This window comes from Pseudomonas sp. R37(2017) (genome assembly GCF_002113375.1).
Taxonomy (GTDB): domain Bacteria; phylum Pseudomonadota; class Gammaproteobacteria; order Pseudomonadales; family Pseudomonadaceae; genus Aquipseudomonas.
In genome coordinates this window covers 1-19,878 of the sequence record NZ_NEHO01000023.1, presented here as the reverse complement: position 1 = coordinate 19,878, position 19,878 = coordinate 1, and the positions used below count along the sequence as shown (strand labels likewise).

The 19,878-nt window shown below is 55.8% G+C and carries 22 protein-coding genes and 1 pseudogene; 7 read left to right on the top strand and 16 right to left on the bottom strand.

Annotated features, from left to right (window positions below; genetic code table 11):
* Positions 1-80: 80 nt before the first annotated feature.
* Together CAG47_RS25225 and CAG47_RS25220 are read right to left on the bottom strand one after the other, a co-directional pair.
* The gene (locus CAG47_RS25225) at positions 81-779 is read right to left on the bottom strand and encodes a potassium channel family protein (RefSeq protein WP_085728541.1); all 699 of its coding nucleotides are present in this window, start codon (positions 777-779) and stop codon (positions 81-83) included.
* 294 nt (positions 780-1,073) lie between these two features.
* Positions 1,074-1,736, bottom strand: a complete 663-nt coding sequence (locus CAG47_RS25220) for a hypothetical protein (protein WP_085728538.1) — start codon at positions 1,734-1,736, stop codon at positions 1,074-1,076.
* Positions 1,737-2,090: 354 nt separating this feature from the next.
* On the opposite strand from CAG47_RS25220, the gene CAG47_RS25215 reads away from it, so the two are divergent.
* On the top strand, positions 2,091-3,008 hold the full coding sequence (locus CAG47_RS25215) for a bifunctional helix-turn-helix transcriptional regulator/GNAT family N-acetyltransferase (protein ID WP_085728536.1): 918 nt from the start codon (positions 2,091-2,093) through the stop codon (positions 3,006-3,008).
* 179 nt (positions 3,009-3,187) lie between these two features.
* On the opposite strand, the pseudogene CAG47_RS25210 reads toward CAG47_RS25215, so the two are convergent.
* The 3 genes and pseudogenes from CAG47_RS25210 to CAG47_RS25200 form a co-directional block, all read right to left on the bottom strand.
* Positions 3,188-3,652, bottom strand: a pseudogene (locus CAG47_RS25210) (DUF1214 domain-containing protein); the annotation flags it as partial.
* Between the two features lie 49 nt (positions 3,653-3,701).
* A complete protein-coding gene (locus CAG47_RS25205; RefSeq protein ID WP_085728534.1) occupies positions 3,702-4,943 on the bottom strand; it encodes an MFS transporter in 1,242 nt (413 codons plus the stop codon).
* A gap of 72 nt (positions 4,944-5,015) precedes the next feature.
* Entirely contained in the window at positions 5,016-5,366 is a 351-nt protein-coding gene (locus CAG47_RS25200; protein ID WP_085728532.1) for a DUF3147 family protein, read from the bottom strand.
* A 1,043-nt stretch (positions 5,367-6,409) separates the two neighbouring features.
* On the opposite strand from CAG47_RS25200, the gene CAG47_RS25190 reads away from it, so the two are divergent.
* Positions 6,410-7,030, top strand: coding sequence for a tyrosine-type recombinase/integrase (locus tag CAG47_RS25190; RefSeq protein ID WP_085728528.1), 621 nt, complete (start codon positions 6,410-6,412; stop codon positions 7,028-7,030).
* A gap of 487 nt (positions 7,031-7,517) precedes the next feature.
* Here the strand turns inward: CAG47_RS25190 and CAG47_RS25185 are convergent, their stop codons facing one another.
* Both CAG47_RS25185 and CAG47_RS25180 read right to left on the bottom strand, forming a co-directional pair.
* On the bottom strand, positions 7,518-8,483 hold the full coding sequence (locus CAG47_RS25185; protein WP_085728526.1) for an MvdC/MvdD family ATP grasp protein: 966 nt from the start codon (positions 8,481-8,483) through the stop codon (positions 7,518-7,520).
* A 25-nt stretch (positions 8,484-8,508) separates the two neighbouring features.
* Positions 8,509-8,754 (bottom strand): hypothetical protein, encoded by a 246-nt coding sequence (locus CAG47_RS25180; protein WP_085728524.1) that lies wholly within the window; start codon positions 8,752-8,754, stop codon positions 8,509-8,511.
* 545 nt (positions 8,755-9,299) lie between these two features.
* Here CAG47_RS25180 and CAG47_RS25175 point away from each other — a divergent pair.
* On the top strand, positions 9,300-9,959 hold the full coding sequence (locus CAG47_RS25175) for a hypothetical protein (RefSeq protein WP_085728522.1): 660 nt from the start codon (positions 9,300-9,302) through the stop codon (positions 9,957-9,959).
* Positions 9,960-10,472: 513 nt separating this feature from the next.
* On the opposite strand, the gene CAG47_RS25170 is transcribed toward CAG47_RS25175, so the two are convergent.
* The 5 genes from CAG47_RS25170 to CAG47_RS25150 all read right to left on the bottom strand — a co-directional run bounded on the left by CAG47_RS25170 (position 10,473) and on the right by CAG47_RS25150 (position 14,400).
* Complete coding sequence (locus CAG47_RS25170; protein WP_143515926.1) at positions 10,473-10,712, bottom strand: carboxymuconolactone decarboxylase family protein; 240 nt, start codon at positions 10,710-10,712, stop codon at positions 10,473-10,475.
* A 54-nt stretch (positions 10,713-10,766) separates the two neighbouring features.
* The gene (locus CAG47_RS25165; RefSeq protein WP_085728520.1) at positions 10,767-11,825 is read right to left on the bottom strand and encodes an NAD(P)-dependent alcohol dehydrogenase; all 1,059 of its coding nucleotides are present in this window, start codon (positions 11,823-11,825) and stop codon (positions 10,767-10,769) included.
* A gap of 66 nt (positions 11,826-11,891) precedes the next feature.
* A complete protein-coding gene (locus CAG47_RS25160; protein WP_085728517.1) occupies positions 11,892-12,728 on the bottom strand; it encodes an SDR family oxidoreductase in 837 nt (278 codons plus the stop codon).
* A gap of 45 nt (positions 12,729-12,773) precedes the next feature.
* The gene (locus CAG47_RS25155; RefSeq protein WP_085728515.1) at positions 12,774-14,012 is read right to left on the bottom strand and encodes a multidrug effflux MFS transporter; all 1,239 of its coding nucleotides are present in this window, start codon (positions 14,010-14,012) and stop codon (positions 12,774-12,776) included.
* Entirely contained in the window at positions 13,996-14,400 is a 405-nt protein-coding gene (locus tag CAG47_RS25150; protein ID WP_008019303.1) for a cupin domain-containing protein, read from the bottom strand. Before CAG47_RS25150 ends, CAG47_RS25155 begins: the two co-directional genes overlap by 17 nt.
* Before the next feature lie 272 nt (positions 14,401-14,672).
* On the opposite strand from CAG47_RS25150, the gene CAG47_RS25145 reads away from it, so the two are divergent.
* Positions 14,673-15,566, top strand: a complete 894-nt coding sequence (locus CAG47_RS25145) for a LysR family transcriptional regulator (RefSeq protein WP_085728510.1) — start codon at positions 14,673-14,675, stop codon at positions 15,564-15,566.
* Positions 15,567-15,644: 78 nt separating this feature from the next.
* Here CAG47_RS25145 and CAG47_RS25140 read toward each other — a convergent pair whose 3' ends face one another.
* The gene (locus CAG47_RS25140) at positions 15,645-16,559 is read right to left on the bottom strand and encodes a helix-turn-helix domain-containing protein (RefSeq protein ID WP_085728508.1); all 915 of its coding nucleotides are present in this window, start codon (positions 16,557-16,559) and stop codon (positions 15,645-15,647) included.
* 59 nt (positions 16,560-16,618) lie between these two features.
* Between CAG47_RS25140 and CAG47_RS29125 the strand changes: the two genes are divergently transcribed.
* From CAG47_RS29125 to CAG47_RS25130, 3 genes are all read left to right on the top strand, one after another.
* Entirely contained in the window at positions 16,619-16,750 is a 132-nt protein-coding gene (locus tag CAG47_RS29125; protein WP_256577537.1) for a hypothetical protein, read from the top strand.
* On the top strand, positions 16,747-17,736 hold the full coding sequence (locus CAG47_RS25135) for an aldo/keto reductase (RefSeq protein ID WP_085728506.1): 990 nt from the start codon (positions 16,747-16,749) through the stop codon (positions 17,734-17,736). Before CAG47_RS29125 ends, CAG47_RS25135 begins: the two co-directional genes overlap by 4 nt.
* 137 nt (positions 17,737-17,873) lie before the next feature.
* Entirely contained in the window at positions 17,874-18,203 is a 330-nt protein-coding gene (locus tag CAG47_RS25130) for a nuclear transport factor 2 family protein (protein ID WP_158091330.1), read from the top strand.
* Positions 18,204-18,293: 90 nt separating this feature from the next.
* On the opposite strand, the gene CAG47_RS25125 is transcribed toward CAG47_RS25130, so the two are convergent.
* The 3 genes from CAG47_RS25125 to CAG47_RS25115 all read right to left on the bottom strand — a co-directional run.
* The gene (locus CAG47_RS25125; RefSeq protein WP_085728502.1) at positions 18,294-18,914 is read right to left on the bottom strand and encodes a tyrosine-type recombinase/integrase; all 621 of its coding nucleotides are present in this window, start codon (positions 18,912-18,914) and stop codon (positions 18,294-18,296) included.
* A 77-nt stretch (positions 18,915-18,991) separates the two neighbouring features.
* On the bottom strand, positions 18,992-19,393 hold the full coding sequence (locus CAG47_RS25120; protein WP_085728500.1) for a GFA family protein: 402 nt from the start codon (positions 19,391-19,393) through the stop codon (positions 18,992-18,994).
* Positions 19,394-19,712: 319 nt separating this feature from the next.
* A partial coding sequence (locus CAG47_RS25115) for an oligopeptide/dipeptide ABC transporter ATP-binding protein (RefSeq protein ID WP_371917245.1) occupies positions 19,713-19,878 on the bottom strand: 166 nt, incomplete at its 5' end.

Below are 19,878 nucleotides of genomic sequence, written 5' to 3'. Positions count from 1 at the left end.
TTTGCCGAATGCGATTTCGATCAGTCGCAACAGCCCGCACCGACCACTGATGCCCGAGGATGGCTCAGGAAAATCTGGATTCACCTGGTCTGAATCGACGGATACAGACCGGCAAGCCGTGCGATCACCACGCCAACGTAAAAGACGCCTGAAAACTCTTCGATCATCACCAGTGAGCGGGCATGGTTGGTCAACGGGATCACATCACCGTAACCGGTGGTCGTGAGCGTCGTGTGGCTGAAATAGATCAGTTTGAAGAAAGTGCCGGGTTGTGCGAAGTCGAGAGGGGCAGGGCCGAATGAGCCAGCGCTGGACATCTCGACCAGGGCATAGACGAAGGACCAGACGAAGGCCAGCATGATGTAACCCGCCAGGGCGGCATGCAGCTTGTCGGCGGTAATCGGCCCGCGTTTGAGGATATAGCGCAGCACTCCGATGAACGAGACTGCCAGGGACGCCGCATAAGAAATCCCGGCAAGGTAAAGAATCGCAAGACTCTCAGTCCACAACGCCACCCATTGAAGGCCAACACCAAGCAACGCCAGGCCCAGTTTCAGGATGAACCCTCGCCGCGTCTGCCGGGTGACGGAAGCACCCACGAGCAGCACGATTGAAAACAGAATGCCGAGCAGCGTACGCGCAAATATCCCTTCCTCAAGAAAGGGGAACAGGAGAATCAATCCCAGCAAGAGCAGCAACAGATAGGTGCACGGCCCTTGCCCTATTACCATCTGACCCAAATCTTCGTCGGATTCGGCTTTGACTTGCGGATTTGTCATACCGGTTTCCCCTGGACCGAAACAAACAATGCTCAAGACCCGACGTTGCCTGATTGAAATCCAACCAGGCTTTGAAAGAGTCGGCAGTGAAATACTAGTCGCGAATGCCTGTGGGAGGATTCAGCCTGTCGGCTATGGGGCGTTTGTCGCCCTTCGCGACAGGCAGAAAACGGCTGTGGATTCAACCGGTCGATTCAGCTGCCCTGGCCACTCGAAATGCTGGTGTCAGGATACAGCCCTCCAAAAACCAAAAGCCCCGCTATTGCGGGGCTCAACACAAATGGAAGCACGAGGTCAGAACGACTCGACTGGCTTCTTGGCTTGCTGAACAAGCTTGTTTTCGTCCAGTTTCGGGAAAGAAAACTTAATGATGATGCTGGACTCGTCACCCTCGCCAGAGACGATCAAATCAGCGCCCCTGATGTTGGCAGGCGCTGAATTCATCAAACTATGGACGTTGGTGGCCCCCTTGGCCAGGGTGAGCCCTTCAACAAAGGAGTAGGTCAAGTCGTTGGCGGTCAACGCAACACTCTCGTAGTTCGTGAGTTTCGCTGTGTATTCATCCTTGTTTTTTGCTCTACCCGCGAGCTCAACGAGATCCAGCACGGATTTCCCGTCAGCGAGCGACACCAGAGTAAATGTCTTTGCAAGAGCGCCAATGGCGCGACCGAACAGGTCACGATCATAGGGTGCAAACAGCGAAACCAACATCAGTTTGTCACCACTGAAAACCAGGGCCGCTGTGAACTTCTGATCCAGAAAATCCACGTCGTCCAGGCATCGTGCAGTAGCCCCTATTTCAGCTGAACAGTCGTAGTAGCCTGCTGCCTCGGTGTATTTGGCAATCGGCGTGTCATAGGCATAATTTTTGAACAGGTTGTCTTCAGCCACCGCATTCTGCATGCCGGTCAACATCCCCATGGCGGCCAGCGCTGCAGCAAGAACTTTCTTTGACATGGATTCCCTTCCTGAATGAGCATTGAGATTGATAGCTAGATGCTATCAGTCAGATATGCACCGCTCAATCCCGTCATGTCACTTGCTATTGGACAGGGGGGGCAGATCCGGCAATCCATTCGGTGACGCCGCAGGCAATCGCCCAGTCTCGCGACAGGCGAACCGCGAAATCTCACTGCTCGCGCACTCAAGTTCGAGAGCCGCCCTACGCGACCTGCGGCTCTCGGCCAAAAGGAGACGATCATCCCCAAACTGTCGTAACTGTAAACCACCAATGCACCTGGACATCTGAGGATTGACATAGTTGCCTTAGGCAATAATATAGCTGCCAGAAGCAACTATATGAGAATTTTCATGGCCCCAACCATCATGGAGCGCGCTGACACAGTCCGCCGTTTTAACCGTTTCTACACCCGGCAGATTGGCGCGCTGCAAGAGCACCTGCTTCAAGCCGAATTTTCCTTGACCGAGGCACGCATCCTTTATGAATTGGGCGCCAGTACTGGCCTGAAGAGTTCAGACCTCTGCCATTTGCTCGGCCTGGATGCTGGCTACCTCAGCCGAGTCATCGGTGGATTCGAGAAAAAAGGACTGATCAGCAGGTCTCGCTCGGCAATCGACGCCCGAGCCTCTCAAATCCAGCTCACCGAGCCAGGTCGTACCGTGCTGGCCTCGCTGGAGCAAGCCGCTCGTGAAGAAGTCGTGGTGATGCTGCAAGGCTTGTCTGAGCCACAGCAAGAGCAATTGATCCAAGCCATGAGAAGGATACAGACGCAATTGGGCGACGGGGATCCCTCCTACATCCTGCGCGATCCACGAGCGGGTGACATGGGCATTGTTGTTCAGCAACAAGCTCAACTCTATGCCCGCGAATACGGTTGGAATACAGAGTTCGAAGCGCTGGTGGCGGAAATCGTCGCCAACTATCTTCGTGAGTTCGATCAGTCCTGCGAGCGATGCTGGATCGCGGAAAAAGATTGCACGGTCATCGGTTCGGTCTTTGTCGTCAAACATGACGAGACGACCGCTAAACTGCGGATGCTCTACGTGGATGCGAGCGCCAGGGGCATGGGAATCGGCAATCGGTTGCTGGAAGAGAGTCTTCGGTTTGCGCGGCACGCGGGCTACAAGCGCATGATCCTCTGGACAACCAGTGTGCTTGCCGATGCCCGAAAGCTATACCAGAAAGCAGGTTTTCAATTGGTCGAAGAGGAACAGGTACACAGCTTCGGAAAAGACCTTGTCAGCCAGACTTGGGCTCGGGACCTGTAGTGGCGTTGATAGCACTGTAAGTGTCCGGGGCACCGTCCGCAGTGGGTCGACTTCAGCCGGCCGCGACCGTTAGAGAACGGCCAATAGCAGCCCTTTATGCTCGGCTGCCATTGGCAAAAAGGTAGCGCTGGCCTACACCGACCTACGGCGAGTGCCAGCAATGGATCGCAAGAGTCGCACTACTTCGATACCACCAGCGCCGGTGGCTGCCAGCTGCCCGCACCGGCGGGAAGAATCGAAGGTGGCGTGGCCTTCGGCCAATAGAGGCGCATCACCAGATAGGCCGTGTCGTCAGGCGCAGGCAACCAGTTGGACTCCTTGGTCTCGCCCGGCGAATCCTTCTGGATATACAGCGTCAGTGAACCATCCGCGTTCTTTTTCATGGTCGACAGCATCGGAGAATTGATCAGGTAGCGGTTGATCGGATTCTTGATCGGCAGTTGGCTTTAACCGTCGTACAGGGTCACCGACCAGAAGGCATTGACTGGCGGTAATTTGCCGGCGGGGAAGGTGAGCGTGTAGCTGTGCTTGCCGGTATTCAACGTCTGGCCGTTGCCATCGGTACGCGTGATGGGGTACATCGCCTCAGCGGCGTCATTGCCGTACAGACCGCCCTTCGCGGCGGCGGCACGCATCAGCCAATCATCAGTGCGACACCGATCAAGGCGATGCGCGGTTTATATCGTCGTGAGCTCATGAGGAATCCCCCTCGAGCTTGACATGTCGACACGCAGTCAACAGCGCCAGATCGTAGATGATCTTGAGCACGCCGCATGCGAGTAGCGGTGCTGCGAGCCAACCCAACCCGATCAATCCGCTGGCAATGGTCGGGGCAATGGCTGCGGCGAGACTACGTGGCACCGCTGTCATACTCGCCGCCGCAGCTCGCTCTGATGGCGTGACAACAGACATGACGTAGGCGCTGCGCGTGGGGACGTCGAGTTGTGACAGCGCGCTGCGCAGCAAAAGCATCAGCAGTGCGAGCGGCAATGACGGCATGAAGGCTGCCGCGATCAGGAACAAGCTCGAAGGTATGTGCGTAAATACCATCGTGTTCAGAAGGCCGATCTTGCGTGCCAGTGGTGCCGCTGCAAGTTGCGACCCCGCGCTCAGCAATCCCGTGCAGAAAAAGAACTGTCCGGCAGCGCTGATTGAAAGATCGAACCGTGCAATGAGCCAAAGGGTAAGCAACGCATTTACGACCAGTCCGCCAGCGAACGCATCCACGCTGAAGAGCAGCGCGAGGCGCAGGACAATCCACCTCGATGGCCCAAGCGATGTACGAACGTTTGTCGACGCGGGCTGATGGGTAGGCATGCGCATGTACAGGGCCAGGATCGCGAGCCCCGACAGCGCGTAGATCGCGAACATACTGCGCATGGCCGAGAGCGGGAGAACGCCGAGATGAGCAGCGATCCATTCCGGCCCCCCGGCCAGCAGCGCACCCAGTGCACCTGAAAGCGCTCCGACGAGGCTGTAGCGCGCAAAGAGTGAGGTGCGTGTCTGCGTTTGCGACGCCTCGGCAAGGCATGCATGCTCGATGGGAAGAAACATGCTGACATCGCCCGCACTGGGATTCATCGTGCCCACGAATGCCACCAGGAGCAAAGGCCACAGTGTCGAGAAGCTGAAAAAGCCGATGCCCGTTGCCGTCATCGCCAAGGCAGCGATCAACAGCAGTGACCGGCGCGAATAGCGATTGCCCAGCATCCCGATCACCATCGTAGCGATCGCGGAACCAAGCAGGGTCGATGTACTGACCAGGCCGACCGAGAGCGTCGACATACCGAGTGCGAGCAGGTAGGCCGGAAGCAACACCGCGACGAAACCGTCGCAAAAGCCACGCAGACTCCTTGCCGCCAGTAGCCGCCACACGCCCCTCTCGACGCCCGTGAGAGCGAGTCTTGATGAGAAGCGCGTGATGATTGGAATCATTGCGAAAACTCCGCAGTGCGCCACATACCGTGTTTATGGTCTACCCGTTTACGATTGCGCGTGGCGTTCTACTCAGAGCAACTCAATACCGAATCGACGCACGAACAGGGCGAACAGTCCGAAACTCACCATTGTGATGACGATGCAGCCGATCAAGGTCGGCCAGAACCCCAACCGGGGAAGCAGCAGCGGAAACGCCAGGAACATGGGCAGTGTCGGCACCACATACCAGAAGGTGTACCAGGCGTGGTTTGCAATCTTTTCCTGGCTCTGATGTTCGACGTAGAGCCAGATCAATGTCAGCACAGTGACCAGCGGAAGCGCCGCCACCAGGCCGCCCAACTTGTCGCTGCGCTTCGCAAGCTCGGACACCAGAACCACGACTCCAGCGGTCAGGAAGTACTTGGTGATGACCCAGGTCATGGCTGCTCCCAATCGAATATTGAGGTGGTTTTTCCGCTTCGATAATGATGGAAAGCATATCCCCCCGAGGAGAGATATGCTCAAACAGCACAAAACTTCTCACCAGGCTTTACCAATCCACGCAATTTTTTGTGTGCGCGTTGCGTACTCTACCCCGGCAATTCACCAGAGTTCGAAGCTTGAACAGCAGTAGGGCGCGACTGGCTGCTTGGGTCGACAACTGCCCTCGACGACAGGCAACAATCGGCCAAAAGCAGCAGGTGGACAATTAGTAGCAAATAGATACTGTCCTGCTATCCTCTTTACCTAGTCGGGCTAGCTGTCACCCCTGTCGCGTTACCCTTCGATAGATCTCGCGCTTACTAAGACAAGAAACGCGACATGGCATGTCCACCTAATGAGAGAGTGTCAGGATAGCGCCATGAAAGTTCGATGCCCTAGCTGTGGTTGTATCGCAGAAAAGCTTCCGCCAAGCCTTAGGTGTCCTAAATGCGACGGTTTTTCCCACGACTGGCTGATTTATGATTGGGAAAGCTTTGCTTCAATGAAGCGTCGACATATTAGATACAACCTAATCATTATTGGCATAACTCTAATTAATTTAATTGTGGCAATCACTTCGAAATCAACAGATGTGCCTCAATGGTTGTTCAGCTTGTTATTTATTCCAGCCATTATCAGTTTGTTTTATTGTCGAAAGCAGCTTGAAAGTGAATCGGAGTACGAAGGACATAAAGGCAGGACTTTGATTCCCTGGTTTGTCGGTTTCGGGGGGTTCTGAAGCGGCTAACAAGTCGTTTGTGGACTCTCCCCACACGTGGTGAGTAATGCTTTCCAACCCTGTCGTCAGTGCGATTGCATTCGTCTATCTGGCCGGTGTTGGGTGTGCTCGCCCTGGCCACTCTGTAGTTCACGCAACGAGGCCAGTCGCTCATGGAACGTGGCAGGTGCCTGCCAGCAGTGAATGGCCGTAAAGGGTCGGTTAGCGACCCACACACCGTGACTGATTCACCCTTGTCCTCCCTCAACGTGGAGGACAAGCCATGAACACTATTGCTACATACAGCCATCAACCTTGGAACAAGGGAAAGCTTGTTGGGCAGAAAGCCCCGCTCCGAGTCAGAGATATCTGGGCTATCCGGGTAAGACTTCAGCTTGCTGAGAAGACACGGGATCTGGCTCTTTTCAACTTGGCCATCGACAGCAAGCTGCGTGCCTGTGACTTAACCAAGCTGCGAGTACGAGACATAGCCCATGGGGAACATGTGTCGTCACGGGCCATCGTGATGCAGCAGAAAACCCAGCATCCAGTGCAATTTGAAATCACTGAGCAAACCCGAACGGTTCTGGTGGCTTGGATGCATCAGGCCCGCCTCCGCAGCGAGGACTTCTTGTTTCCGACTCGGTTGCACGACTCAGACCATCTCTCCACCAGGCAATACGCTCGAATAGTCAAAGCGTGGGTGACAGCCATTGGCCTTGACCCAAGCATGTACGGTACTCATACGCTAAGGAGAACCAAAGCATCGCTGATCTATCGCAGGACGAAGAACCTGAGAGCTGTCCAGCTCTTGCTTGGTCACACGAAGCTTGAAAGCACTGTCAGGTACTTGGGCATCGAGGTTGATGATGCTCTGGAAATGGCAGAGCAGACAGAAGTCTGACCATCCACTGCGACGGTCTAGGCCAGACCGTCGCTATCCGACCCTCAGCAGCCGTTCACGATTATCCAGACCGACTCTCACGACTCCTACTTGGTCCGCCTCGCCTGACATCCGGACAGCGGTCTTATCGGTCTCGATCAACTGGTCATGAGCCGACCTGTGCGCAAAACAGTGGAGCAAGCGCTCGACCTCAGCGAAGCGAACCACTGCGTCGAGTAATGCACCAAAAGCCAGAGCCCAATACGGTCAGGCTTCCTGCCTTCAATGCAGAGCTGCAGAACTGCAGAACTGTTGTGACGATACGTAGGAAAAGTCTCTGTAATGCAAAGGATTGACCGACGGGATCAGCTGCTGGTCAGCCTGGTTCCCAATTCCTCGATTCCTGTCTAACGCTGCAACTGGAGCCGGGTGTAGAGATCGAATTTCGCTGCTCTATCGGAAGAATGCTGCCATGAAGCAAAGGAACTCGACAGTCCCTCACTTTCGATCAACTTCCACCTGTCGATCGAGCGAGAGCTTTTGCCATTAGCGGCAGAACGGGAATGTTTCCGTGAACATCCTTAAAGAGAAACTGACCGCCAGGATTCACTTCAAAGAACCACATCTTGCCGTCATTATCCTCTCTTAAGTCAATAGCCCCATAGCGAAGACCAAGCTCTCGCGTCAAGCGCAGGAGCCTTTCGCAAACTTCATTAGATAGCACCGCAGGAATTACCCGGGCGCTGACATCCAACCTCCAATCAAGCTGGGCGTTAGGTCGGTCGGGGATGATTTCAGCTACCGCTACGTCATTGTCGATAACTGTGACTCTAAAGTCGCGCCCCCGTTCTATACGTTGCTGCCAAATCACTGGGGCCAAGGATATCAAGCCAAGCATCGAATCATATTCGGACTTCCAACTCTTCGTTTCGGTAACCTGCCATGGTGTTGTAGTCAGTATCTTAAATATAACTCTCTTGTCCCAGCGATCCAAAAACTCCGCTACGTCCAACTGATCGTTAGAGATCAAAGTGTCCGGTACGTTCAATCCGACCGATCTGGCCTTGGCCAGCTGCAAAGGCTTAAAGTGGGCGAGCCGATCAGCGGCAACAGGATTTACGACTTTGTTTCCACAGCGACACAGCCAACCTTGGAACAAAGCCCGGCTTTCTGCGGCGGCAAACTTCCTGGCTCTGTCTTCTCTGATGCCCCGATCTATCTCGTGTGGTTTCGGCCGCCGGTACCATATCCCAGTTATCTCCTCCTCTACTAGGACCCTACCTGATGCAAGCTTCAGGATAGTAGATTGCTCTAAGGTCGTGTAGGTCAGCTTCACTTGTTGAGGAAAGTGCGCAGAATTAAGCAGGTAGGCCTCGGCTGACTTTTCAGCTTCGTAATGCCGACACAACGCTTGCGCATGGACATCATCATCGTCTGCAATTATCAGAACTTTTGGAAGCTGCGTGGCAGACATAATTCTCCTCCTGAATCAATCGGAATCACGCAGTGTCTTCTGAGATGTCATTGCTGATGTCGTCGAGGCCATTCCCGGTCGTCCCGCAATAAGTACCGCAATTCGTCGAGCCGGGTCCGGCTAGCGGAAGGGATCTTCCCGCCGGAAGGACATATGCAATGTAAGCCTGCTCTTTTGCAAAAAATTCGGCCCACTGCTGATCGTCCGGTGTCAAAGCCGAGGTCGCAGACGGGACGGCCAGTGCGAAGGGCAACTTCTCGGATTCGCTCATGCTCGCCTCCTAATGAGACTAATGGGTCAAAAGGCTTTCGGTGGCTTCCGCTAGAAGACTTGCTCCCCAAGCCGCAGCCTCTTGTAGAGTAGTCATTTTTTTCCTTTGTGCCACCCCGGTAGGTAAATGTTAGAAACTGTTGCGATACTCACGCGTATTTTTCGTCTGTGTGAATCGCCCCGGGTTCCGTGGAGGCCATTTCGTTTAAGTCAGGCCGCAATGGCTGCGAAGGGCAGCTTCGGGTCGCTTTCTGCCTCTCGCGACTGGCAGAAAATGGCCGATCTCTTCCCGTTGAGACCGGCAGAGTTCGACCCAAAGCATACATTCGCTGGCGACAGGTATCAGGTCAAAATGGATGCTCAGTGGCTAATTTGAACTACCATGCTTAAATTAACTGGCCTCACTCGTGATTAAACTGCCGCAGATTTTTCCTAGCAGAGATTGCATCAACTAAAGGATATTCAAGGAAAATAAAATATCCAATGTTCACGACAAATGCTATATGATGCGATTTTTAAAGCTTCTACTTTCAACGCGAGTGGCTTATGTTTTCATCCGAAAATCGTCTAGTCCGAGTATTTGATCTTGCTTATGAGTGCCTGCGTCAAAAAATAAATAGCGGTCGAATAAAGATAGAAAACGAAGCGTCGTTACAGCTCCAATTTGCATCGATTCTCAAGTCGGTTGGCGAGCTATTTGAGGTCGAGCAAGGAGAGCACTTCAGTATTGAACTTGAGAAACCTTTTTCTTTAGAGGGGCAGCTTTTCGGAAAGAGTGGCTCGGAAAAAGCGAAGATAGATATTTACTTCTATTACACGAATGCAGCCACTAAAATTCGGCAGTCATGCGCCGTCGAATTGAAGTTTTTTAAAAAGAAAAACCAGAGAGAGCCTAACAATCGCTACGACGTATTTGCAGATCTTCATAATCTCGAGCAGTATGGGCCGATCTCAGATCTATGCTTCATGGTCGTTGCGACAGATCATAGCCACTATGTAAGCTGGCCTGAGTACTCCAAAGATACCGAAGACTTTGACTTTCGTGACGGCCGTACCTACACATCAGGAACAGTTGTTACTTATCGCACAACGAAGCCGTACGGCAAGCCAATCACTCTCTACGGCTCTTATGACTTCAATTGGGATAAGGTCTCCCAAGGCTTCCACTTCCTGCGTATACCCGTTATTCCGCATAAGCGCCAATAGTCGGGACCTATATCACTGGGTTGCAGACTGACTGGTTTATCAGCCCGAAAGGCGGATTCTATGCCTCAGCCATATGCGTCCGCCTATAAAAGAGTGCTGGCCGCCACCTTTGTGGCGGCTGGTTTTAGAGGATCATCGTTTGGTGCACCCAGCTATCAGCCTCTGTTGTCACACGCTGTGAAACCTAAGCGCGAGTGACCGCTTCTGGCCGATTTCTGCCTGTCGAGTGAGGCAGAAAAACGACCCAAAGCGGACACTGCTCTGGTTCGCTGAACAGTTGAGTCCCTGCTCAAGCAACAGGCTTCATCCAGTGTGTTTGTGTGCGAGCAACAGCAATGCGGCGGTGACTAAAACCATGAAGTTAGTTCGCCCAAACACCAGTGACTGATTTCCAGGTATGAATTCCATGAGCGAAGACAGGACTGACCGGTTAAGGTCGCCATGGACAATGTTATCCATGGCTCGATTTAAACAATCCGGGTGTCCAGAGGGGCTGTAAGTGGCTTTGTGGCGTCAGCCCCTGCTGCGCGAAGCGAACACGTCATTGAGTACCGGCACTGCCGATATCGCCTTCGGCCAATCAACATAGAAGGCCAGATGGATGACCACTTCTGACGCCTGTTCGCGGGTCAATCCGTTGTCCATTGCGCGGTTGAGGTGGAAGGCCAGTTGTGCCGACTGGTTCTGTCTGATCAGTGTGGCCACGGTGATCAGGCTGCGATCCCTCGGGGTCAGGCCGGGGCTTGCCTTCATCAGTGCCCACCAAGGCGGAAAACACCACGCTGGCGAGCATGGTGATGATCAGTTTCATGGATTCGATCCCTGATTCAGGGACGCCATATCGATGACGAAGCGATAACGCACATCGGCTTTTTCCATCCGGTCAAAGGCATGGTTGATCTCGTCCATGCGGATCATTTCGCAGTCGGGCAGGATGTTTTTCTCGGCGCAGAAGTCGAGCATTTCCTGCGTTTCCTTGATGCCACCGATAGGCGACCCGGCGATGCGGCAACGACCGAGCAGCATCGGCACTGAATTGTGTTCGGCCATCGGACCGACCTGGCCGACCAGGACCAGCGTGCTGTCGACATCCAGTAGCGATACATAAGGGTCGACGCTGTGCTTCACCGGAATGGTGTCGATGATCAGGTCGAAGCTCGACTGCGCCTTGGTCATCGCGTCGCTGTCGGTCGACAGCAGGAAGTGATCGGCGCCAAGCGCCAGAGCGTCGTCTTTTTTGTCGGCGGAGCGACTCAGTACGGTGACCTTGGCACCCATGCCGTGGGCCAGTTTGACCGCCATGTGACCCAGCCCGCCCAGACCGATCACGGCAACGCGACTGCCGGGCACGACATTCCAGCTGCGCAGCGGCGAGTAGGTGGTAATGCCCGCGCACAGCAGGGGAGCGACTTTTGCCAGATCCAGGTTTTGGGGCACGCGCAAGACGAACTCTTCGCGAACCACAAGGTGCTTGGAGTAACCGCCGTAGGTATTTTCCCTGGTCACCCGGTCTTGACCGTTATAGGTGTTGGTATTGCCTTCGCGGCACAATTGCTCTTCGCCCTTGCGGCACTGATCACACTCCATGCAGCTGTCCACCATGCAGCCGACGGCAACGATGTCGCCCACTTCGTAGCGGCCCACGTCGGCACCCACGGAGGTGACCCGACCGACAATTTCGTGGCCAGGCAACGCCGGGTAAACCGTCCAGCCCCAATCATTGCGTGCAGTGTGCAGGTCCGAATGGCAGACGCCACAGTAGAGAATTTCCATGGCGACGTCGTTGGGACGCAGGGCACGACGATTGAACACGAACGGTGCCATGGGTGATTCGGCGGTAAGGGCTGCGTAGCCTACGGTCTTCATTGGGAGTCCTCGAAAACGCTAGAAATGGGAGAGGGGTGGACTTGCTTCCGGTGAACGCCAGTCGTCCTACTGAGGCGCCAGGTCGCCGTACCAGTAGGCTGCGGTGACACCGCCGTCCATGAGGAAGTCGCTGCCGGTGATGAAAGTCCCTTCAGGCCCCATCAGTAGTGCCGCGACGGCACCCACTTCATCGGGTGTGCCGCCACGGCCCGCGGCACTGAGGTCGATCATGCGGCGGTAGCCTTCGCCTCGCGGGCCGCTTAATTCGTCTCTGGCCAGCGGGGTGAAGATGATGCCGGGGCTGATGGTGTTGACACGTGCTCCGCGCTTGCCCCAGCGCACGGCCTCGGCCATCACGCGCAGTGAGTTGCCGCGCTTGGATATCTGGTAAGCATTCAGCGGGTCCGTCACCTTGTCGGCTTGCAGCATCGGCAGCGCCAATAGCTCTTCGACGGGCGTGGTTGCCAGCGCCTTATTCTGCTCAGGTGTCAGGGCAGGCAAGCGATGCCCGGATTGCGAGGCGATAACAATCCCCGAACCACCTTCGGCGATCACGTCACCGAATGCCTCCAGCACCAGCGCGGTGCCGTACAGATCCACACGCAGGATGGTCGCCACCGGCGCTTGCGAAGGTGAAACACCCGCAGCGTGGATTACGCCGGTGATATCACCGATGGCGGTTGCCGTCTGAACCAGCGCTTGCACCGACTCACGCGAGGACACATCGACGATGGCTGTCGTGACGTCGAACCCTGCATCGAGCAACACCTTGGCCGCTGCATCGGCGTTCTCCTGGCGAAGGTCAGCCAGCACGACGTGTTTACCCGCGCTGACGCGGCGGGCAATCGCCTGACCTATCGATCCGGCCCCGATGACGACTGTGACTTTACGGGTGTTTTTCATGGAAAACCTCGTGTGAAATTCAATCCCATTGGCTGAGTGTTTCTTCTAAAGAGATGCCGCTGTGGCAGTCGGTACTTTTACTTCGGGGACGAGCCATTTGGCGCAGAGCAGGCTGCCGACGCCAAACAACAGGATCACCGCCGCCATCGGCCGGGGGGTGCCATCGGCGAACGTGCCAACCAGACCTGAGCCGAGAATGCCTGTGCCGTATTGCAGAGAGCCGACCAGTGCCGAGGTCGCTCCGGCGAACTCGGGGAACGCACTCATGGCCCCTACGATAGAATTGGCCACGATGAAACCGGTCGCGGACACAAACAGGAACAGCGGGATCACCAGCCCCGCAAGGCCACCCCAGTCAGTCCAGGCGTCGATGGCCAGCAGCAGCGCCGACAGCACGGCGGCCAGGGTGCCCATCCGCATCAAGCGGTCGCTGCCATGGCGTGCCACCCAGCGCGAGTTGAGTTGATTGGTCAGCATGATGCCGACTATGCCTACGGCGAACAGCACGCCGTATTGCTGGGGTGAGACGTGGTGGTAGCTGATGTAGGCGAAGGGCGTTCCTGCAATGTAGGCGTACATTGCACCGTAGAAGAATCCACCGGCACCGATGTAACCGAGGACGCTGCGGTCGCCCAGCAACCGCACATAGCGGCTCAGCGCATTACTGAGAGGTTCCCGATTACGGCGCTGAGGGGGCAGGGTTTCCGGCAGAACATAGAGCATTGCGAGGGTTCCTATCCCGACCAGCACCAGTGCCCAGAAGATCGCCCGCCACGACGCCACATGCAGGATCAGTCCACCGAGACTGGGCCCCAGCAGCGGCGCGATAGCCATGACCGTCATCAGGGTCGAAAGCATCTGCGCGGCACGATGCCCGCTGTACAGGTCACGGACCATCGCGCGTGCCAGCACTACGCTGGCGCAGGCTCCCACTGCTTGCACGGCACGCCAGGCGATCATCACACTGGCGCTGTCGGAAAGCGCGCACCCCGCAGAGCCAATGATGAATAGCACCAAACCCAGAGCAATCGGCAAGCGGCGACCATGACGGTCTCCAATTGGCCCCCACAACAACTGCCCAAGGCTGAAGCCGATCAGGTATCCGGAGATAGTCAGCTCCACTTGGCCGGCGTTGGCGTGCAGGGCGTGGGCCATGGCGGGCAAGGCGGGCAGATACAGATCGGTGGAAACCGAGGCGAACGCCATCAACATACTGAGGATGGCCAGCGTCGACAGGCTCTGGCGGTCGGATGGCGTTTCAGCGGTATCAAAGTCCTTGGGCATATTGTTCGTCGCTGACCTGTTCCATCCAGTCGACCACCTTGCCGTCCAGAACCTCGGCAATGGCGATGTGAGTCATCGCAGTGGTCGCGGTCGCGCCATGCCAGTGTTTGACGTTCGGTGGAATCCACACCGTATCGCCCGGTTTGATGGAACGCACCGGCTGGCCCAGCTCCTGCACCAGGCCGGAGCCAGCGGTGACGATCAGGGTCTGGCCTAAAGGATGAGTGTGCCAGGCAGTGCGCGCACCCGGCTCGAAGGTCACGGTGGCGCCGCTGACCCGAGCGTCTTCTGTGCCCTTGAACGGCGCGTCGACGCGAACAGTGCCGGTGAAATAATCGGCGGGTCCCTTGGCCGATGGCTGCGAGCCGTTGGTGTTGATGACTAGCATGGATTTTTCCTCTGCGGGTACATCAAGAGCGAGCAATGACAGCGATAATGCCGTGGCTGCGAGGCTTTTCATGACGATCCCCCTTAGGCAACAGCCGTCAGTGACGGCCTGGATTGACGAATAACGGAGCGGAACATGGAGAACTCAAAAGCGCCTCCTGAACCTGGCAGGCGTGCGGTCAGCTGACCCAGAGCAAGGTCACAAATTTATCAGCTGCGTATTAAGATGATTAGCCGCTAGAATCAGAATAGACTTATGTGAGTGATTCATTAATGCTGCGGGAAAATGCCAACGATCTGCTCGCCTTTCTTGCTGTCGCCCGGGAAAGGAGCTTTACCAAGGCCGCTGCCAAGCTGGGGGTTTCTCAATCGGCGCTAAGCCATACCATTCGTGGCCTGGAAGCGCGACTCGGCCTGCGGCTCCTGACCCGTACCACGCGCAGCGTTTCGCCCACCGAGGCGGGCGAGCGTTTGATCAGTAAGGTCGGACCCCGTTTTGAGGAGATTGAAATCGAGCTGGCAGGTCTGAGTGATCTGCGCGATACCCCCGCTGGCAGTATCCGCATCAACGCCATGGACCATGTACTGGATCTCATCATCCGGCCCGTGCTGAAAGAGTTTTTGCCCAAATACCCGGACATCTCGGTGGAAGTCTGCTGCGATTACAGCTTTGTCGACATTGCAGCCCAAGGCTTTGACGCCGGGATCAGGCTGGGTGAGGACGTGGCAGAAGGCATGATCGCCACGCGTATCGGGCCGGATATGCGTATGTCGGTGGTTGGCTCATCTGCCTACTTTGCAAACCGTGAATTGCCCAAGACTCCCCGAGAACTCACCAATCATTTATGCAATAACCTGCGACTGCCCACAAACGGTGGCCTGTACGCCTGGGAGTTCTCCAAGGATGGTGAAAGCCTCAAGGTTCGCGTGACGGGCCAAGTGACATACAACGGCGTTTACCAGCTGCTGCAGGCGGCGCTGGATGGTTTCGGACTGAGCTACATTCCCCACGACCTGGTCACGCCCCACCTCAAGACTGGCCGGCTGATTCATGTGCTGGAAGACTGGTCGCCGCTGTTCGCCGGGTTCCATCTCTACTACCCGAGTCGGCGCCAGGCATCGCCCGCATTTGCTTTGCTGGTGGACGCTTTGCGTTACAAGAACTAATCCTCACCGGCACCAACAACGCGCATCAGATTCATGTTGTAGAGTTGTAAGTATCTGCCGCGCGCCGGGGAGGGTGGGTTAGCGCTGGCGCCGGTAGTCGCTCGGTGAAAAACCGGTGTCTTTGCGGAATATGCGAGAGAAGTGACTCGGGTTGGAGTATCCGACTTCGTTCGCGATCGTGATGACCGTCATCTCTGTTTCGCGCAACAGACGTCGTGCCGTGTCTATACGCAATTTGATTTGATATTGCGACGGTGCAATGCCCACGGCGCGTTTGAACAGGCGATTGAAGTGGTACTCGCTCATGCCTGCCTGTTCGGCCAGCAGCGCCAGACTGAACTCCTCGGCCAAATGCTCGGCCATCCAGGCGGTGATCCGGCGCAGCTTGAAGGCTGGCAGGGATGACGCCCCCTTGATCGAGCCTGTATCGAGTTCTACGTAGTGGCGGGCCAGATGGATGCACAAGGCTTGGGCGATGCCGTGAGTAAACAGTTTACTGGCCTCGGGACGGTCGGCTTCTTCGCGCAAGCATTGCAGCAAGGTGACCAGTTGCGAATCTTCGAACCCCGAGATATCGCGAAGTGTGGCGTGCTTAGCGTTCGCACCGTAGAGGTCGTGCAAGGCCTCCTCGAACAGCGCCAGGTTAAGAAGCACCATGACCACTTCGAACGGCTCGGTGCTCAAGCGTTTCCAGAGAAAGTCATAAGGCGCACCGGCGGCAGTTACAAACAGCGAGCCTTGTTTAATCCGGCTGATCATCCACGGGCCGTCTTCCTCGCGCTCCTGGGTTTCAGCCTCACCCGAGGTCACCCAGACGATCAAAGGCTCAGCGACCGCCGGCATGCTGAAGACCTCCGAGGTTGACGCCAGCGAGAACACGGACAGCCGCACGTCTTGCCAGGCGGGGCCGTTGGTGGTGCTCACTCGCTGGCCGGCGGGGTAGGCATCAAGGTGTTCGGCTGAAGTCATCTGCGGGACTGAAGTGTTGATCATGGTGCGCTCCGATAGGACGACAGATTTGCCTCGCCTGGGCTTTGAAGTGGGAGCAGGGCATGCGCACCACCAATCCTGAATATATAAGCAAAATCACAACAGGTCGGGCAAAAGCACAGCGGAGCAGCGTTTCTCGTGGGCACACACTGGCGGCATCAAAACTAACTGCTAACGCAAAAGGTGAAAAATGATGACTCGCAAGTTGGGCAGCAGCGGCCTTGAAGTGTCTGCCTTGGGCATGGGCGTGATGAACCTGAGCTTCGGCACCGGCAAAGCCGTCGAACAAAGCCAAGGCGTGAAGGTTATTCGCGCTGCCGTGGAGCGGGGTATCAACTTCTTCGACACGGCACAGGCCTACGGCCCCTACACCAACGAAATGCTGCTCGGTGAAGCTCTCGTTCCGTTTCGTGACCAAGTCATTATCGCGACCAAGTTTGGTTTCAAGCTGGAGAACGGTGGCATTGTCGGCACCGACAGCCGACCAGAAACCATTCGAGCGGTGGCCGAAGCTTCGCTGGCCAGCTTGAAGACAGACTATATCGATCTTTTCTACCAGCATCGTGTTGACCCTAATGTGCCGATTGAGGACGTGGTGGGGACGCTGAAAGACCTGATCACCGAGGGCAAGGTTTTGCACTATGGCTTGTCCGAAGCCGGCGCCTCGACCATTCGCAGAGCGCATGCCGTGCACCCGGTTGCAGCGGTGCAGAACCAGTACTCGATCTGGACACGGGAGCCAGAGGCTGAAGTGATCCCTGTGTGCGAAGAACTGGGCATTGGATTTGTGCCTTGGGGACCGCTGGGGACCGGTTTTTTGACTGGCACCATCGATGCCAACACGAAGTTTGACGACGCCACCGACCTGCGAGCGAATTTCCCGCGCTTCACCCAGGCGGCGATGCAGGCCAACATGCCGGTGGTGGACATGCTCCGCGCCATGGCCGCGAAAAAGAACGCGACCCCGGTGCAAATTGCACTGGCCTGGCTACTGGCCCAAAAGCCGTGGATTGTGCCCATCCCTGGAATGGACAAAATCGAATACCTGGACGACAACATCAAATCGATCGAGCTTGAGCTGACCGCAACGGACCTGCGCGAGATCGATGAGCAATTGTCGGTAATCAATATCCAGGGTGGCCGGCTGGACGAGGGTTTGCTGTCGATGTCTGAAGACTGATACCGCAGGCGTGTCTTTTTAGAGGCACGCCTTTAGCCCCTCCCCAAAAGCCCATAGTCATAACCGTTGAGATACCTTCCAATATGCTCATGCCATGCAACACTTCCTCTTGGGAAAGTGAAATTCTTAGTCTATCCATGGAAAAGTTCCGTTGGAAAACAGCAGGGGATTTCGACCTCATCGAGGATTTATTCGATGACAACCTGGTGTTTGTGCACATCACCGGGTTTGTCACCACGAAACAGGAATGGATGAGTGAACTGCGAAGCAAACGGTTTAGATACGACAAAATCGCTCTAAAAGAAGCTTCCGCAAGGGTGTATGGAGAAGTGGCTGTCGTTACTGGTAAAGCTGCGTTTACCGTGAATGGAGGTAGCGTTTACAAACTGGTTTATACAGAGGTTTATGTGGTGAAAATGGGCCAATGGAAACTGGTCAATCTTCACACCACAACCGCGAGCTTCTAGAGCAGCTTGAGAGAGTGCTCCAGTTGAGACGGGCTTGTGCCTGCTTCTGGTCGGATAGCGACGGTTAAGTTGTGACCGTCGCTGGGGGATTTACACCTCCGTCTGCTCAGCCATTTCCAGAACATCATCGACCTCGATGCCTAGGTATTTGACGGTGCTTTCAGGCTTCGTATGACCAAGCAAGAGTTGGACTGCTCTCAAGTTCTTTGTCCTACGATAGATTAACGATGCCTTGGTTCGCCGTAGCGTGTGAGTACCGTACATGGTTGGGTCAAGGCCAATGGCTGTTACCCAGGCTTTGACTATGCGAGCGTATTGCCTGGTGGAGAGATGATCTGAGCCGTGCAACCGGGTCGGAAACAAGAAGTTCTCACTGCGGAGGTGGGCCTGATGCATCCAAGCCTCCAGAACTGTTCGGGTTTGCTCAGTAATTTCAAACTGGACTGGGTGCTGAGTTTTCTGCTGCATCACGATGGCCCGTGACGACACATGTTCCCCATGGGCTATGTCTCGTACTCGCAGCTTGGTTAAGTCACAGGCGCGCAGCTTGCTGTCGATGGCCAAGTTGAAAAGGGCCAGATCCCGTGTCTTCTCCGCGAGCTGGAGTCTGACCCGGATGGCCCAGATATCTCTGACTCGGAGCGGGGCTTTTTGCCCGACAAGTTTTCCCTTGTTCCAAGGCTGATGGTTGTATGTAGCAATAGTGTTCATGGCTCGTCCTCCACATTGAGGGAGGACAAGGTTGGATTAGTCACGGTGCGTGGTGGTCGCTAACCGACCCACAGCTGTCAGTCGATCTCGGGACATAAGCTGGATGGCGTATACCAGTGGACTGCGGAGTCGACATGAATGTGTTTTTGCTTTTGAGGCGTGAAGGGCGTGTCTAGCGTGCCCAGCGCTACCGAAACCCATTCGGCAAAATCACCTTGAGATCGTGACCAGAACAACGTCGATCCACAGGTCGCGCAGAACTCGCGTAACACCGTCTCGGAGGACGCATAGGTTTTGATGCAGGTGGCGCCGTTAAGTATCCGTAGCGCTTTGCGGGGAACGCTGCCGTACGAAGCGAATGCTGCTCCGTGACCTTTGCGACACTGGCTGCAATGGCAATGACTCACTGCTTTTGGTGGAGTGAGTAGCTCGTAGCTGACTGCTGCGCATAGGCAGCTTCCTTGATATTCCTCTGTCATGCGTCGAACCCTGCGCTTGAAAACATGCCAGCTTAACCATCTCAACCTAGTCAGTCGACAGACCGCTCGTGGCCGATTTCCGCCTGTCACGACCGGCTGAAACCGGCCCTGAGTGTGTAAAAACGCAGACACCGTTTGGAAGTCTGCGTTGCTACGTAAAATCTGCCAGCACTTGGCTAGTCGGCCAGACCTGAAATTTGCGTAGGAACACGATTTTCGTTCTGGTTCTGACCGTCAAACCTGCTCTAACACGTTTTTACACAGCCTCGTTCAACAGCAGTCTTCCAGGCATGAAGCCGCGGCCTGTCAAGCCGGTGGCTCAGTCGCTGATGTCCTCCGCGTAATGGCAAGCCACCTGACGCCTGTCAAGCAGGCGCAGGGCCGGCTCTTCGGTTTTGCAGCGTTCGGTGGCGTACGGGCAGCGCTTGTGGAACGCGCAGCCCGGCGGCGGGTTCAGCGGGTTGGGCAGCTCGCCGACGATCTTG

Bases quoted from the DNA above. Each gene is read 5' to 3' on its own strand.
- CAG47_RS25225 (WP_085728541.1), bottom strand. From the start codon at position 779: ATGACAAATCCGCAAGTCAAAGCCGAATCCGACGAAGATTTGGGTCAG.
- CAG47_RS25220 (WP_085728538.1), bottom strand. From the start codon at position 1,736: ATGTCAAAGAAAGTTCTTGCTGCAGCGCTGGCCGCCATGGGGATGTTG.
- CAG47_RS25215 (WP_085728536.1), top strand. From the start codon at position 2,091: ATGGCCCCAACCATCATGGAGCGCGCTGACACAGTCCGCCGTTTTAAC.
- CAG47_RS25205 (WP_085728534.1), bottom strand. From the start codon at position 4,943: ATGATTCCAATCATCACGCGCTTCTCATCAAGACTCGCTCTCACGGGC.
- CAG47_RS25200 (WP_085728532.1), bottom strand. From the start codon at position 5,366: ATGACCTGGGTCATCACCAAGTACTTCCTGACCGCTGGAGTCGTGGTT.
- CAG47_RS25190 (WP_085728528.1), top strand. From the start codon at position 6,410: ATGAACACTATTGCTACATACAGCCATCAACCTTGGAACAAGGGAAAG.
- CAG47_RS25185 (WP_085728526.1), bottom strand. From the start codon at position 8,483: ATGTCTGCCACGCAGCTTCCAAAAGTTCTGATAATTGCAGACGATGAT.
- CAG47_RS25180 (WP_085728524.1), bottom strand. From the start codon at position 8,754: ATGAGCGAATCCGAGAAGTTGCCCTTCGCACTGGCCGTCCCGTCTGCG.
- CAG47_RS25175 (WP_085728522.1), top strand. From the start codon at position 9,300: ATGTTTTCATCCGAAAATCGTCTAGTCCGAGTATTTGATCTTGCTTAT.
- CAG47_RS25170 (WP_143515926.1), bottom strand. From the start codon at position 10,712: ATGAAGGCAAGCCCCGGCCTGACCCCGAGGGATCGCAGCCTGATCACC.
- CAG47_RS25165 (WP_085728520.1), bottom strand. From the start codon at position 11,825: ATGAAGACCGTAGGCTACGCAGCCCTTACCGCCGAATCACCCATGGCA.
- CAG47_RS25160 (WP_085728517.1), bottom strand. From the start codon at position 12,728: ATGAAAAACACCCGTAAAGTCACAGTCGTCATCGGGGCCGGATCGATA.
- CAG47_RS25155 (WP_085728515.1), bottom strand. From the start codon at position 14,012: ATGCCCAAGGACTTTGATACCGCTGAAACGCCATCCGACCGCCAGAGC.
- CAG47_RS25150 (WP_008019303.1), bottom strand. From the start codon at position 14,400: ATGCTAGTCATCAACACCAACGGCTCGCAGCCATCGGCCAAGGGACCC.
- CAG47_RS25145 (WP_085728510.1), top strand. From the start codon at position 14,673: ATGCTGCGGGAAAATGCCAACGATCTGCTCGCCTTTCTTGCTGTCGCC.
- CAG47_RS25140 (WP_085728508.1), bottom strand. From the start codon at position 16,559: ATGATCAACACTTCAGTCCCGCAGATGACTTCAGCCGAACACCTTGAT.
- CAG47_RS29125 (WP_256577537.1), top strand. From the start codon at position 16,619: ATGCGCACCACCAATCCTGAATATATAAGCAAAATCACAACAGGTCGG.
- CAG47_RS25135 (WP_085728506.1), top strand. From the start codon at position 16,747: ATGATGACTCGCAAGTTGGGCAGCAGCGGCCTTGAAGTGTCTGCCTTG.
- CAG47_RS25130 (WP_158091330.1), top strand. From the start codon at position 17,874: ATGGAAAAGTTCCGTTGGAAAACAGCAGGGGATTTCGACCTCATCGAG.
- CAG47_RS25125 (WP_085728502.1), bottom strand. From the start codon at position 18,914: ATGAACACTATTGCTACATACAACCATCAGCCTTGGAACAAGGGAAAA.
- CAG47_RS25120 (WP_085728500.1), bottom strand. From the start codon at position 19,393: ATGACAGAGGAATATCAAGGAAGCTGCCTATGCGCAGCAGTCAGCTAC.